The following is a 14,428-nucleotide window of genomic DNA, read 5'->3' as shown; positions in this document are numbered from 1 at the left end:
GCGCTCCCAGGGGCGCCATCGTTTTATGAGGCGCCATCGCTTTATGCGCTGGCCCGCTCCGCCATGGTCGGATCGTAATAGTTTTCGTGCAGGAAGCGCAGCGTGGCGATACCGTCGGCCGGACGGCCGAAGTGATAGCCCTGGCCCATGCCGCAGCCGAGCGTGCGCAACTTCACGGCCTCGGCATAATCCTCGATGCCTTCCGCCACGACTTCCAGCTCCAAGCCCTCGCACATGGTAAGGATCGCCTTGATGATGTGTTCGGAGGCGCGATCGGAATTGATGCGCGAGACGAAGGCGCGGTCGATCTTGATCTTGTCGAAGATGAAGTCGCGCAGGCGCCCGAGGCTCGACTGACCGGTGCCGAAATCGTCGAGCGAGATGCGCACACCGGCGGCGCGCAGATCGGCGATGATGCGGTGAGCGGTATCGGCTGAACTCATCACCGCCGTCTCGGTGATTTCCAGCTCCAGGCGATGCGGATCGAAGCCGACGCGGCCGAGGATCGACAGGACGCTGCTGCTCGTGCCCGGATCCATCAGTTGGGCCGAGGAGAGATTGAACGACAGGAAAAGTTCGCGCGGCCAGGAAAGTGCGGCTTCCGCGGCTTTGCGCAGCAGCGCCTCCGACAGCGCGTCGATGAAGCCGCGCTCTTCGGCGAGCGGCACGAAGACGCCGGGCGACACGAAGCCGAGATCGGGATCGTTCCACCGGGCGAGCGCCTCGAAGCCAACGACCTGATTGTTGGACAGCGAGACGATCGGTTGGAAATGCACATCGATCGCGTCGGAGATGATGGCATTTCTGAGCGCCTGCTCCAGCTGCGTCGCACGCTTCATTTCCTGGGCGATCTCGCGCGAATAGACGGTGATCTGGCCGCGGCCGCGGCGCTTGGAACGGTAGAGGGCGGTCTCGGCGCTCTTCAGCAGTTCCTCGCAATCCTCTCCGGCGAAGGGATAGATGGAAAAGCCGAGTGAGGCGGAGAGGCGGACGTTGCGGTCACCGAGGTCATAAGGCGCCGACAGCACCTCGCGGATCATCTGGCCGAATTTCTCGGCACTCGCCCGCTCGAAGATCAACGGCAGCACGAAGGCGAATTCGTCGCCATCGTGGCGGGTGACCAGCGCGCCATCAGGAATGCAGGCCCTGAGACGATGGGCGACCTGGCAGAGGATTTCATCCCCGGCTGTCGAGCCGAACAGATCGTTGATCGGCTTGAAACTGTCGAGGTTGACGATGCCGATGGTGAAGGGGGCCGGATCGTTGGCGCGCTCAGCGGAGATCTGCAAGACCTTGTCCCGCATGCGATTGCGGTTGCCCAATCCGGTCAGCGGATCGGTATAGGCCATCGCCTGAAGCTCATTCTGACCGACGGTCAAGAAAGCTATGTCCGCCGATTTCATCATCCAAAACCCGAGCTTTCCTCCGGAGCCATGCAGAAGAATGACCGGCAGGTCTTAACAATTCGATAGTAAATCAGCGGCATAGGCGCTTGAACCTCCCCAAAATCTAGGGAGTTGACGGGTATTTTGGCGTCCACACACTTTTGCGCGACATGCTTCAGCTTCGGGCCCGCATGGCCTCATTCATTAGATATTTCTGAAATACAGTCTCAAGCATATCAGGGCTGACGGGTTTCATGATGACGTCGTCCATGCCTGATTTGACGCATTCGGCGCGGTCACGCTCGAAGGCCTGGGTGAGCACGCCGATGATCGGGGTGCGGTTGCCACCGCCGGTTTCCTCCATCTGCCGGATGAGGCGCGCGGCCTCGAAGCCGTTGAAACCCGGCAGGGAAATATCCATCAGCACAATCTGCGGCCGGTGCTCGGCCCATAGGCGCACGGCCTCGTCGCCGGTCGCCGCAAGCATGTGGCGATAGCCGAGGCCTTCGAGGATCTGTGAAAAGACGATCTGGTTGATATCATTGTCTTCGGCGACGAGAACCTGCAGGCCGACCGGATCGTCGGAAATGCTGATTTCCCAATCCGCATCCGAACCGGCGGCGCTGCGGCTGTTGCGATTGAAATGGCGGGCGATCTGGAAGGTGAGCTCGTTGGCGATCTGGAAACCGTCCATGACGAGCGCCGGGATGCCGTATTGCTCGGCAAGCTCGAGGCAGCGCATGCCCATCTGGTTGTCGATGATCAGAAGATCGAGCGAGATGCCGGAGGAAGTGGCGATTTCGAGGAACCGCTCCTCTTCATCCTCGCCCCGGACCGAGCAGGATTCGAAGCCGTATTTCGTCAGCGTCCGCAGCGCGGCGGTCTCGGCGGCGAGGTCGGCAGTAACGACGAGGACCTTGCGGCCGGAGAAATTCTCCGGAACGATCGCTTCCATCGCCGCCGGTTCGCGCCGTGCGATGCCGCTTGGTACCGGCACATAGGCGCGGCGATAGCTTTGATTGCTGGAGGCGGTGATCGCGGACGCTTGGCCGAACTCGTCGAGATCGGCGCCGTCGCGCGGCAGATCCTGCATGGTCGACACCAGGAAATAGCGGCCAGGCTTGCCGATGCGGTGCTTGCGGCTGACGATATCGCGCTCGATGCCGTCGCGGGAGATCTGCCGCTGGCGGGAGACGGACATCTCGCCGGTCTCCAGCACATGGCGGTCGCTTTCTTCGAAGCGCTTGGCGATCTCTTCTGAAAAAAGATCGCCGCTCTTGCGCCCGAGCACTTCGTCGGCGCTCGTCTGATATTTCTCGCAGAAGGCAAGGTTCACCGCGACATAAGTGAGGTTGCGATCCTTGACGAACAGCGGGAACGGCAGATTGTCGAGAATGTCCTCGGTGAGCTGCACCCGCTCCAGATCGGAGCGCCATTGCTCTTCGCGCTTCTTGTTCTCGGAAATGTCGGAGATGATTGTGACGCCGTAACCGCCCGGCAGCCTACGCTTGACGAAGCGGACCCAGCTATCGGCACCGTGGCGCTCGACGGCGTCGAAACGCTCGCGCCAATGCGAGGCGATTTTCTGCGACAGCCAGTCTTCGCGGCTCAGCGAGCCACCCTGCCTGACATCATACTGCTGGCGAATGCCGGTGTCGTACATCGCGCCGAGGAAATCGCGAAGCCGCGTGCCCGGCTTCAGCATCTCGGCGGGCAGCGGAAAGAATTCGAGGGTCTGGCGGCTTGCGAAGATCAGATGATCGTTCTTGTCGTAGATGATGAAAGCTGCGGAAAGGCTGTCGCACACCACATCGAAAAGCGCCGTCTGCAGATCGGCCTCGGCGGGAGACCCATCCATTTCTGATGATGTGTCCGCCTTTTCGAAGCCGGCACTCATGCTATTGCGTCCCACATCTGTTCGATTTCGCAGCTTCCGGAGGTATGTGATTAGAAATGCCATTTTTATGTTAAAACCGGCTTAACATTACCTATTCCCAAATTTGGGGGAGCCCCGGATCACGTTTCCGGAAAGCCTGTCGAAACCCCTTCCCTCCGGCCCGCGAATCCCCGAAAATAGCCCATGGCCATCAGACAGCTTTCCGAAACGCTCATCAACCAGATCGCCGCCGGCGAAGTCATCGAACGGCCGGCGAGCGCTGCCAAGGAACTGATCGAAAACGCGCTCGACGCGGGCGCGACGCGCATCGAAATCGCCACGTCTGGCGGCGGCAAGGCGCTGCTGCGCGTCAGCGACAACGGCTCGGGCATGGATGCGGCCGATCTGGAACTGGCGGTCAGGCGCCACTGCACTTCGAAGATCTCAGAGACGCTCGAGGATATCCGCACGCTCGGCTTCCGCGGCGAGGCGCTGCCCTCGATCGGCTCGGTCGCAAGGCTCAGCATCGCAAGCCGCAGACGCGACAGCGCAGGCGGCCACGAGATCGCCGTTGCCGGCGGCAAGATCGCGCATCTGCGCCCGGCTGCCGCCAATCCCGGGACGATCGTCGAAGTGCGCGACCTGTTCTTCGCGACACCGGCCCGGCTCAAATTCCTGAAGACGGAAAAAGCCGAGGCCGGCGCCATCACCGAAATCGTCAAGCGCATGGCAATCGCCTTTCCTGCCGTGCGCTTCGTGCTGTCGGGCTCGGACCGCACCACACTGGAATTCCCGGCGACCGGCGACGATCATCTGGCGCGCATGGCGCAGGTGCTCGGTAAGGAATTCCGCGACAACGCCATTGCGCTCGACGCCGTGCGCGAAGAGATCTCGCTTACCGGCTTTGCCGGCGTGCCGACCTTCAATCGCGGCAACTCCGCCCATCAATACGCCTTCGTCAACGGCCGGCCGGTGCAGGACAAGCTGATCCTCTCGGCGATCCGCGGCGCCTATGCCGAGACGATCCCATCCGGACGCTATCCGGTGGCGGTGCTGGCGATCACGCTCGATCCCGCTCTCGTCGACGTCAATGTGCATCCGGCAAAATCCGACGTGCGGTTCCGCGATCCTGGCCTGGTGCGTGGCCTGATCGTCGGCGCCATCCGCGAGGCCTTGGCGCGCGACGGCAGCCGGGCGGCAACGACGGGTGCCAGCGACATGCTGCGCTCCTTCCGCCCCGGCTTCCAGCCGCACGCTCAACGGCCGCAGACACCATGGTCGGCCGAGACCTCGCCCTCCCGGCCCTACCAGCCGACAACGGGTTTCGGCGAGCGGCCACAGACGTCCTTCGACGGACTTTCGATGCCGACGGCGCGGGCCGAGCCGCAGTTTTCGCCACAGCCGGCAGCTCCTGAAGCAAATGCACGGTATCCGCTCGGCGCGGCGCGGGCGCAGATCCACGCAAATTACATCGTCGCCCAGACCGAAGACGGGCTCGTCATCGTCGACCAGCATGCCGCGCATGAGCGGCTGGTCTTCGAGGCGATGCGCAAGGCGCTGCATTCCAAGCGGCTGGCCTCGCAGGTGCTGCTCATCCCCGAGATCGTCGATATTCCGGAGGAGGATTGCGACCGGCTGATGCAGCACGCGGCCGAGCTTTCCGAACTTGGCCTTTCGATCGAGCGTTTCGGCCCAGGCGCAATCGCCGTGCGCGAGACGCCGGCGATGCTCGGCGAGGTCGATGCGCATGGGCTGATCCGCCAGCTTGCCGACGAGATCGCCGAGTGGGACACGGCGTCGGGCCTATCGGCCAAGCTCGAATATGTGGCGGCGACCATGGCCTGCCATGGGTCGGTGCGCTCCGGACGGCGGCTGCGGCCGGAGGAAATGAACGCGCTGCTGAGAGAAATGGAAGTGACGCCCGGCTCCGGCCAGTGCAATCACGGCCGGCCGACCTATATCGAATTGAAGCTCAGCGATATCGAACGGCTTTTCGGCAGAAGCTAAAAAAGCTGGAAAAGCAAGCCTTGCGGGAGTATGGCAGACTAAAGCGTGTCGCGATCTTTCAGATCCGCTTACCACGCTTTAGGTGTTTGGTGTCCGCATGTCGTGATCGCAAAACCGCGGCACACTTTTGCGCGACATGCTCTAATGACAGACTGCAGGGAACGGAGCGCATGAATTTGTTCGAAGGGCACGGAAACCGCGAGGCGAAGATCCGGTATCTCGATGGCGATTTCCAGATTCTCTCGCCCGGCTCCTATGTCGTCTGCGCGATGACGGGAAAACAGATCCCGCTCGACGAATTGCGCTATTGGAGCGTCGCCCGGCAGGAGCCCTATGCCGACGTGATCTCGGCGATCGACGCCGACAAACGCGCCGGCGTGCTGCCGAACCAGAGGCGCTAAAGCGCCGCGCGCCTCACCATCGATAACGATCAGCCAAGGCTTTGCTGAAGGCGTGCTGGCCGTCCCGATAAAAGATTGAAATCTGGGCACAACGAGCGGTCACCCGCCGGCCCGCCCAGCGAAGGACGGGCCGTTCGCGTGATCCGATCCCACTGGGGCAACGGTTCACTTGAATTTCGCCATATTCTCTGGCGTCACGAGCGCAGCGCCGGAGTCAATCAAAGACTCAACCGCCTCTCCGCGGATCGATTTTACCAGCGCATCCACACCGAGTTCAGCCATCTTGGTGGGAAACTGAGCCACCGACGCATCCTCGACCCCACTCTTCAGCGCTTCCTCTTCGCCGCAACAGAAGTCGAAACCGACCAGCACAATCTTGTCATTGGCAGTGCCAGCGTTCTTGATTGCGCGCGCCGCGCCAGCAGCGGGCGGGCCGCAAGCGGCATAAATGGCCTTGAGGTCCGGGTTCTTCGTCAGCAGATCCTCGGCGACACTGATCCCGAGCTCCTCGGTGCAGTTTGTCGCGCCTTTCCCGACGATCTTAACGTCAAGTCCCTTCAGCCCTTCAAGCATTCCCGTCACACGGTCATCAAGCGCTGGCACCCCGGGCACGCCCTCAAGAATCCCGAGCGTATCGCCGGCATGAAGAACAGTTTTGAGATATTCGCCAGCGATTTTGCCCGCAGCGAAATTATTGGTCGTGGCAAGCGCCGTCCTGCCGTTCCAATCCGGAATGTTGTTATCCATCAGCACGACCTTGACACCGGCCGCAACCGCCTTGTCCAGGGCAGTGGACACGGTAGGATCGACGGGCGTGAGGGCAATACCCTGCACGCCTCGTGTCACCATGGATTCGATCTGTGCAATCTGGCCCTCGATGTCGGTTGCTGATGTACCCTGCCCGTAGATGATCTCGACGCCGGGATTTCTCTTCGCATAATCTTTGGCGGCGTTCTCCATTGTTGCGAAGAACGGTACAGGGAATTTGGTTATAAAGCCGAGCTTGACCGGCTCCTGCGCCAAGGACGGGACTACAGCGACGGCCAGGGGCGCAAGAGCTCCCAGCAGGGATTGCAGTTTCATGATACACCTCCCATGTTTCGACCGCCCTCCTCTAGAGCGATCTCGTTGTCCGCTGCCCCAACGAAGCAGCGATCTCCCTTAAGCCTCGGCGCCGACAATCATCGCGACAAGGTCCTGCTTGTTGGCTTGCGTTGGCTTCAGTTCACCCACCTTGCGACCCTGCCGCAGCACAACCGCCCGATCGGCGATTTCGACGACATGCTCCATATTGTGCGTGATGATGATCACGGCATTGCCGTCGGCTTTGAGCTGATGGATAAGGTCAAGAACCTGGCGAGACTCGCGAAGACCGAGGGCGGCCGTTGGTTCGTCAAGGATTACCAGCTTGCGCGCAAAAACAATGGCGCGCGCGACCGCGATCGCCTGTCGCTGTCCCCCGGACATCAGCGCGACCGGCGCATCGAATCTCTGCAGCTTAACCTTCAGGCGATCGATGACACTCGCCGCTTCCCGCTTCATCAGGCCCGTGTTGAGGAAGCGGAGCGGACGCGGCAGCCAGGAGGGGAAAGAGATTTCTCGTCCGCAATAGAAATTCTGGACGGGGGTCAGGTTGTCGAAAAGCGCCAGATCCTGATAGACGGTTTCAATGCCGGCGCGGCGAGCCGCCGCCGTTGAATGGAGCGATACGGGCGCACCATCCACGAGGATCTCTCCTTCGTCGAGACGATGAAGCCCGCTGATGCATTTGACGAGCGTCGACTTGCCGGCGCCGTTGTCACCCAAGAGAGCGGTTACCTCACCGGAGTAGGCATCAAAGCTTACATTTTTCAGGGCATGGATGGCGCCAAAGCGCTTCTGCGCGTTTCGAACCGAAAGTGCCGGTGTGGTGGATGCCGGGTTCATTGTACTCTCGCCGATTGAAGCACGCGTGCGCGCGCCTCGAGATGGTTGCGAAGCACATCAGCCTCTACGGCGATGACGATGACGAGCCCAATCGCGATCATTTGAAAGAACACGTCGACCCCGAGAAGATTAAGGGCGTTGCGGATGACGCCGATCAGCACGGCGCCGATCAGGGCGTGGCCGAGATGGCCTCGTCCGCCAAGGAAGCTGGCGCCACCGATAATCACCGCAGCAATCGTGTCGAGTTCCAAAAGATTGCCGTAGATTGGCGAGGCGGCGGCGGTCCGTCCCGCAAGCAGCACCGCGCCGACACCTGCACAAAAGCCGCAAATAATATAGGTTGCGAGCAGAACACCCTTTACCGGTATACCCATGCTTCTGGCGGCATTCGGCGCGCCGCCGACCGCATAGATCCATCGGCCACAGACCATCGACTTCGTCAGGATCAGAAAAAGAAACCCGAACATCGCAACGACAAAGAAGGAATTGGGCACACCAAGCGTCGTACCGCCACCGATTGCAGTCACTGCATCAGGCATCCCGCGCATGGTCGTGTGGCCGGGCGCCAAGGCAAGTGCCAGGCCGCGGCAGATACTCAAGCTCGCAAGTGTAATGATAAAGGGGTGCGGCAGCCGGCCATAGACAAAGACCACGCCGTTGACCGCACCGACAGCCGCACCCGCAAGCAGCATGGCCACAATGACGACGATCGAGGAATCAACCTGCTGGTAGACGAGCCCGCCAATGACTGTCGCGAGCGCAAGATTCGAGCCGACAGACAGATCAATCCCGCGCGTCAGGATAACGAGCTGCTGCCCCATTGCGACAACGGCAATCACTGCCGTCTGCGCAAGGATGTTCCCGAGGTTCATGGGCTTTAGAAAAGCCGGCGTGATCAAACTGACGACGGCGATGAGCATAATGAGGATCAATAGTGGCCCCAGGCTCAATAGCCTCAGCCCCAATGTGATGCCAGATTGTCTCGGATGGAAGGTTGCATCCTGCGAACCGCCAGGCCGCGACGAATTCTGAGGCAGAATCCCGGAGTCTTCCAAATTCCCCTAGCCTCCCCCGTTTTTTATACATAAGAAACATATGATACACGTGCGTCAAATTGTTTTTTATGGATATCTAACCATACCGGGAGTTGCGCCATGAGAACGGATACGACTTTCAAGCGGGCATTCAATGATATGATCGATATCATTCGGACGCTCGATCTTGGGGCGGAATTGCCGTCCGAAAACGTCCTGCGCGCCCAGCTTGGCGTGAGCAGAACAACGGTGCGGAAGGTGCTGGCAGGGATGTCCGCCCGTGGGATCATCATATCTGAAGCGCACAGGCGGATCATAGGTGAGCAGCCACGGCAGAAAGAGCGCTATCCGAAGAAAGAGACCTTGGCAATTTCGGAACAGGTCGAGACGAGCTTCATGGAATGGATGCTGCGCGGTGATGCCTGTCCGGGCACAGAAATCAATGAGACGGAATTAGCTCGGAAATTCGGCGTCGCGACAACGATTGTCCGTGAGTTTCTCAATCGATTTCAGAAATATGGGCTGATCGAGAAGCGTCAGAATGCAGGCTGGGTTTTTAAAGGGTTCACAGCCAGTTTCGCACTCGAACTGTTCGAGATCAGAGAGATGTTCGAAATGCGCTCCGCACGGCTTTTCGCTGCCCTGCCCGACGGCTCGCCCGTCTGGAAACAGATCCAAGCTATGCGGGCGGCACATTTGGAACTGCTCGCGGATATCGACGCCCGGTTTCAGGATTTCTCGGAGCTGGACAGCCGGTTCCACCGGCTGATTACGGCTGTCGCGCCAAACCGCTTTATCGAAAGCTTCCAAGACGTGATAACCATGGTCTTCCACTATCACTATCAATGGAACAAGCGTGATGAACGCGCGCGGAACGAGGTCGCCATCAGAGAGCATCTCGCGCTGATCGAAGCCCTGGAAAGCCGTAATATCGCTTCGATCGATCGCGCATGTCGGTTGCATCTGACTTCCGCCCGCGAGACTTTGCTTCGCTCGATCGCGTGATCGCGTTGCCTGTACAGATGTGCGCAGGACGAGACGTTTTGCAGCAGCCCGCTAAAGCGCGTCGCGATCTTTCAGATTCGCTTGTCGCGCTTTAGGTCTTTGTTTTTACGCATGTCGTTGTCGCAAAACCGCTGCACACTTTTGCGCGACATGCTTTAGAGCGGTTCAGCCTTTCCCGGAATTGCTTTACCCCCGGCCTTCATCTCCCGCAGGCGCCGCTCGCGGCAAGCGGCGATCGCCCGGTCGATGATGAGGCTGGGGGCGAGGTGATCCTCAAAGACCATGTCGACCTCGATCACCCGGCTCTTTTCGACGAGCCGCGCCGCCTTGCCGTGATGGCCGGAAAGGCGGACGAAATCCTTGGAGGTGGTGACGATCAGGAGACCTTGATGCTCGGCGGTCGTCAGGATGTCGTCGATCTCCTCCTCGGTCAGGTGCTCGTGATCACCGAAGCTCTTGGCGACGACGATCTCGGCGCCGCGGGATTCAACCGTGCGGAAGAATTTGGCGGGATCGGCGATGCCGGCAAAGGCGAGCACCTTCGTGCCGGCCAGCGTATTGTCGCCGCGAACTTTCAGCGATGCGGTGAAATAGGGCTTTGCCGCGCGCGCCGCCATGCGGACGATCCTGTCGGCGGCGTTGCCGCCACCGACCTTCAGCAAAGCGGTCGCAGAACGCAGCTGCTGGCGGATCGGCGCGCGAACCGGGCCACCCGGAACGATATGGCCGTTGCCGAGGCCGCGCGTCGCGTCGATGACGAGCAGGGCATAGTCGATCGCCAGCCGGGCACTCTGGAAACCGTCATCCATGATGATGAGATCGGCGCCCTCCGCCACCAGCCGCTGAGCCCCTTCGACGCGCCGGCGGGAAATCACCGTCAGCGCTTCCTGGGCAAGCAGCAAGGGCTCGTCGCCGACGGCAATCGCCCGGTGATGATCGGGATCGACCACGGTGGTCACATCGAGCGAGCCGCCGTAACCCCTGCTGAGAAAGCCGGGCTTCAGCCCCTTCGCCTTGGCGGCGCGGGCAATCGTCAGCGCCGTCGGCGTCTTGCCGGCGCCGCCGACGGTGAAATTGCCGACGCAGACAACCGGGATGGGAACGGAGGCGCGGCGCGCATGGGCCATGCGGTGGCCGGCAATACGGCCATAGAGAAAAGAAAGCGGCAGCAGCAGCCAGGCCCGCCAATCGGCTTTCCTCCACCAGAACGGTGGCGCTTCAGATATCATCTTGCCGTCCCGCTCCCCTGCCCCTCGACTGGCCGGATTGAGAAGCCAAAATCGATGAAAATGCAAGCCCTTACGGATTAGGCGGGCTGCAGGTCCGGCAGCAGCGTCTCGATGGCGGTGATATCGTCGAGCACGTGATCGGCCGCGGCGGCAAGCGTCTCCCGCGAACCGGTGCCGGTCAGCACCGCGATCCTCAGGCCGGTGCCGGCATTCAGACCCATGTGCAGATCGTGATTGTTGTCGCCGACCATGGCGACCTCTTCAGGCGAAAGACCGGTCGCGGCGCAGAAGCCGAGCACCATGCCCGGCTCCGGCTTGACGCCGAAACCGCTGTCGTAGCCAGCGATGTAATCGATATAGCCGGCGAAACCGAAACGTTCCGCCGTCTGGCGGATCGACCGTTCATTGTCGCTGGAGGCAACGCCGAGCTTGAAGCCGCGCCGATGCAGCCGGGCGAAGAAGCCGGCAAGGTCGGTCACTGGCACAGAAAATTCGGCAGCGCTGGAAAAGAGTTCGTCGAGGCGGACCGTCAACTCGCCGACATCGACCATCGAACCCGCGGCAACCAGACCCTCGGCGATCTGGCGGGTATTGCCGGCGGCAAGCAGGCTGTCGGGAACGATATGGCCGGTCACCGGATCCATGCCGCAGGCCGAAAGCAGCCGGTCGGCGAGAAGCTGATCCCCTTGGGCTGCGATGCGGGCAAGCTCGCGATTGACCGGCAGCCAGCTCTCGTCATAGTCGAGCAGCGTGCCGTCCTTGTCGAAGAGGATGCCTTTGATAGGGGACGCTGCCGACATCTCAGCTCCTTAGACCTGGGCCACGGCCTTGGGCAGCAGCCGCGCCTTCACCGTCAGCGGATTGATATAGGGTTCCAGGCCCTTCACCGTCGCTGTCAGCGCGCCGCGCATTTCGTGCACGGCGGTGATGCCGGCCTCGATCATATTGCGGCGGGCGTCGTCGTTGATCAGCAGATAATGCACGCCCTTGGCCAGCATTTCGGTATCGCGCACCATGCGGGCGCTGCCGCTGCGAGCAAGCTTCTGATAGGCATCGCGGAAATTCTGCACATGGCCGCCGGAGAGAATGGCGCAGCCGAGCATGGCAGGCTCCAGCGGGTTCTGGCCGCCTTCGGCAAAGAGCGAGCGGCCGACGAAGGCGATTTCCGTCAGGCGCAGATAGAGGCCCATTTCGCCGATCGTATCGCCGAGGAAGATATCGACATCGGCGGACAAGACATCGTCGCGGGTGCGGCGGGCGACCTTCAGCCCCTGCTTGACGAGCGCCGCCTCGATCTCATCGCTGCGCTCGGGATGGCGCGGCACGATGATGGTCAATTGATGGTCGCGCTCCCTGAGCGCCCGATGAACGATGGCGGCGGCATTCTCCTCGCCGTCGAAGGTCGAGATCGCCGCCCAGGTCTTGCGATCGCCGATCTGCTTCTTATAGCGGGCGAAGACAGCGCTGTCATAAGGCGGCGCGTCGGTATCGACCTTCAGATTGCCCGAGGTGATGACGGGCACAGCGCCGAGATCGCGGAAACGTTCGGCATCGACATCCGACTGGGCGATGACGAGGGCAAGATTCTCGAACAAGGCTTCGGCGATCGCCGGGCGGCGGCGCCAGCGGGCAAAGGAGCGGTCCGACATGCGGGCGTTGATCAGGATCTGCGGAATGCGGCGGCGGCCGAGCTCCAGCACCGTTGCCGGCCAGATCTCGGATTCGGCGATGATGGCGCAATCGGGCTGCCAGTAATCGAGGAAGCGGCTGACGGAAGGCTTCAGGTCGAGTGGCACATATTGATGAATTGCTTCCTGGCCGAGACGCTCGGCGGCGAGCTTGGCCGACGTGATGGTGCCGGTCGTCAGGATGACATGGATGTCGCGGCGGCGGATTTCGCGGATCAGCGGGATGACGGCGTTGGTTTCACCGACGCTTGCGGCATGGAACCAGATGAGCGGGCCCTGCGGCCGGTTGGCGCTCGGATAGCCGAAACGCTCCAGGCGGCGGGCCCGGTCTTCCTTGCCCTTGGCCGTGCGGTAGGTGATATAGAGGCCGACGACTGGAGAGGCCACGGTTCCCGCCAGACGGTATGCGCTCAGACCGAACCGCGCCATCCGGGAACTCATCGCGCCAGCCTCCGATCAAAACCGATCGACATCAAACCCATTCCCTAATTATCGTTGCGGCCGCAATGGCCGATTAATTTGTTCAGAATGCGTCAAACAATCCGGATCGACGGGCGCGCCCGATGCAGCAAAGCCCGCTCGACGAGCGGCCGGCCGGCCGGCAGCACTTGCTAAGCTCAGCCCTTGGGCTTTTCCTGCGGATCGAGCAAACGATGCATGTGGACGATGAAGTAGCGCATATGCGCATTGTCGACCGTCTGCTGCGCCTTCGACTTCCAGGCCGTCAGCGCCGTGGCGTAATCCGGGAAAATACCGACGATATCGAGACCCTGCAGATCACGGAACTGAACGTCATCGAGGCTTTCCAGTTCGCCGCCAAAAACGAGATGCAGAAGCTGCTTCTTGTCACCGGAGTCAGTCATTTTTTGTTCTCTTTCTGCCTATTCTCCTCCGCCACCCATCTGCGGGATTTTGACGGAAACGTCAACTGTCTCGTCGTCCCGCAAAGGCCGTGAGGAATTCCTCAAGGCGAGGCGTTGGCGCCGCACAGAGGACCTTGTGGGTGACTTCGGCGCGATTGTAGACGATCGGTTGGCCTTCGATGTCGACGAGGCCGCCGCCGGCGCAGACAAGGATCAGATCGGCAGCGGCAAGGTCCCAATCATGTGAATTGCCCTTGACGAAGGTGCCTTCGAGACGGCCGTCCGCTACCATGGCGATGCGATAGGCGAGCGAGGGAATGTATTTCTCGCGCGTCACCCGGTCGCGGAACTCCGGTGGAAAGGTCTTCAGCAGGTCGTCGCCGATCGCAAGGCGGCTCATCTCTTCCGGTCCGGCCGCCGAAACGGTGAAGGGGACGCCGTTCTTCAGCGCCACGCCGCCCTCGACCGCCTCATAGAGCTCCTCGAGCGCCGGGGCATAGAGCACGCCGGCGACCGGCCGGCCGCGATGAACCACCGCGACGCTGACACACCAGACCTTCTGCCCGCCGAGGAAGGCGCGCGTGCCGTCGATCGGATCGATGATGAACAGCGTCTCGCATGAGAGACGGTCGGCATCGTCGTCGGTTTCTTCCGACAGCCAGCCATAATCCGGCCGGGCCTTGCGCAGGATGGTCTCGAGCGTCTTGTTGGCGGCGAAATCGGCGGCGCTGACGGGCGAACGGTCCTCGTTCTTCCACCAGACCTCAGGCGACTGGTTGAAGAAGCCGAAAGCGACGGCACCCGCCTCTTTCGCGGCATCGACGATCAGCGTGAGATCGCTCTGCCACCGGGCTTTCTCCATGTCGCTCATCAGATCAATCCATTTCTCAAGGACAGTTGGAGCATGATGTCGTCCGCAAACCGCTCACACTTTTCGGCATCATGCTCTAAAGCGTGTCGCGATCTTTCAGATTCGCTTGCCACGCTTTAGGTCTTTGTTTTTCCGCATGTCTT

Annotated in this window: 13 protein-coding genes; 3 read left to right on the top strand and 10 right to left on the bottom strand. The window is 61.2% G+C overall.

Going from position 1 to position 14,428, the window contains the following annotated elements:
• Window positions 1-41: 41 nt before the first annotated feature.
• A complete protein-coding gene (locus G9X67_RS15540) occupies window positions 42-1,406 on the bottom strand; it encodes an EAL domain-containing protein (protein ID WP_138328892.1) in 1,365 nt (454 codons plus the stop codon).
• A gap of 154 nt (window positions 1,407-1,560) precedes the next feature.
• Complete coding sequence (locus tag G9X67_RS15535) at window positions 1,561-3,282, bottom strand: response regulator (RefSeq protein ID WP_171599088.1); 1,722 nt, start codon at window positions 3,280-3,282, stop codon at window positions 1,561-1,563.
• 183 nt (window positions 3,283-3,465) lie between these two features.
• Here G9X67_RS15535 and mutL point away from each other — a divergent pair, with 183 nt between their 5' ends.
• Both mutL and G9X67_RS15525 read left to right on the top strand, forming a co-directional pair.
• A complete protein-coding gene (gene mutL, locus G9X67_RS15530; protein ID WP_171599087.1) occupies window positions 3,466-5,268 on the top strand; it encodes a DNA mismatch repair endonuclease MutL in 1,803 nt (600 codons plus the stop codon).
• A gap of 170 nt (window positions 5,269-5,438) precedes the next feature.
• Window positions 5,439-5,669, top strand: coding sequence for a DUF2093 domain-containing protein (locus G9X67_RS15525; RefSeq protein ID WP_003545832.1), 231 nt, complete (start codon window positions 5,439-5,441; stop codon window positions 5,667-5,669).
• A 165-nt stretch (window positions 5,670-5,834) separates the two neighbouring features.
• Here G9X67_RS15525 and G9X67_RS15520 read toward each other — a convergent pair whose 3' ends face one another.
• The 3 genes from G9X67_RS15520 to G9X67_RS15510 all read right to left on the bottom strand — a co-directional run bounded on the left by G9X67_RS15520 (window position 5,835) and on the right by G9X67_RS15510 (window position 8,650).
• Window positions 5,835-6,752: a sugar ABC transporter substrate-binding protein gene (locus G9X67_RS15520; RefSeq protein WP_171599086.1), complete on the bottom strand. Its 918-nt coding sequence runs from the start codon at window positions 6,750-6,752 to the stop codon at window positions 5,835-5,837.
• A gap of 78 nt (window positions 6,753-6,830) precedes the next feature.
• Window positions 6,831-7,595 (bottom strand): ATP-binding cassette domain-containing protein, encoded by a 765-nt coding sequence (locus G9X67_RS15515; protein ID WP_171599085.1) that lies wholly within the window; start codon window positions 7,593-7,595, stop codon window positions 6,831-6,833.
• On the bottom strand, window positions 7,592-8,650 hold the full coding sequence (locus tag G9X67_RS15510; protein WP_171599084.1) for an ABC transporter permease: 1,059 nt from the start codon (window positions 8,648-8,650) through the stop codon (window positions 7,592-7,594). Before G9X67_RS15510 ends, G9X67_RS15515 begins: the two co-directional genes overlap by 4 nt.
• Window positions 8,651-8,749: 99 nt before the next feature.
• Between G9X67_RS15510 and G9X67_RS15505 the strand changes: the two genes are divergently transcribed.
• Window positions 8,750-9,634 (top strand): GntR family transcriptional regulator, encoded by an 885-nt coding sequence (locus G9X67_RS15505; protein ID WP_171599083.1) that lies wholly within the window; start codon window positions 8,750-8,752, stop codon window positions 9,632-9,634.
• 155 nt (window positions 9,635-9,789) lie between these two features.
• On the opposite strand, the gene lpxK is transcribed toward G9X67_RS15505, so the two are convergent.
• The 5 genes from lpxK to G9X67_RS15480 all read right to left on the bottom strand — a co-directional run bounded on the left by lpxK (window position 9,790) and on the right by G9X67_RS15480 (window position 14,285).
• On the bottom strand, window positions 9,790-10,863 hold the full coding sequence (gene lpxK / locus G9X67_RS15500; protein WP_171599082.1) for a tetraacyldisaccharide 4'-kinase: 1,074 nt from the start codon (window positions 10,861-10,863) through the stop codon (window positions 9,790-9,792).
• A 77-nt stretch (window positions 10,864-10,940) separates the two neighbouring features.
• Window positions 10,941-11,663 (bottom strand): HAD family hydrolase, encoded by a 723-nt coding sequence (locus G9X67_RS15495; RefSeq protein WP_171599081.1) that lies wholly within the window; start codon window positions 11,661-11,663, stop codon window positions 10,941-10,943.
• A gap of 9 nt (window positions 11,664-11,672) precedes the next feature.
• Window positions 11,673-12,992 carry a lipid IV(A) 3-deoxy-D-manno-octulosonic acid transferase gene (waaA, locus tag G9X67_RS15490; RefSeq protein WP_171599080.1) on the bottom strand — a complete coding sequence of 440 codons (1,320 nt, stop codon included), beginning with the start codon at window positions 12,990-12,992 and terminating at the stop codon, window positions 11,673-11,675.
• 176 nt (window positions 12,993-13,168) lie between these two features.
• Entirely contained in the window at window positions 13,169-13,414 is a 246-nt protein-coding gene (locus G9X67_RS15485) for a DUF4170 domain-containing protein (RefSeq protein ID WP_003545820.1), read from the bottom strand.
• Between the two features lie 61 nt (window positions 13,415-13,475).
• Window positions 13,476-14,285, bottom strand: coding sequence for a 3'(2'),5'-bisphosphate nucleotidase CysQ (locus tag G9X67_RS15480; RefSeq protein ID WP_171599079.1), 810 nt, complete (start codon window positions 14,283-14,285; stop codon window positions 13,476-13,478).
• Window positions 14,286-14,428 lie beyond the last annotated feature (143 nt).

It is taken from the genome of Rhizobium sp. WYCCWR 11152 (assembly GCF_013087615.1).
GTDB lineage: Bacteria > Pseudomonadota > Alphaproteobacteria > Rhizobiales > Rhizobiaceae > Rhizobium > Rhizobium indicum.
This window is presented reverse-complemented; position numbering and strand designations above follow the sequence as displayed.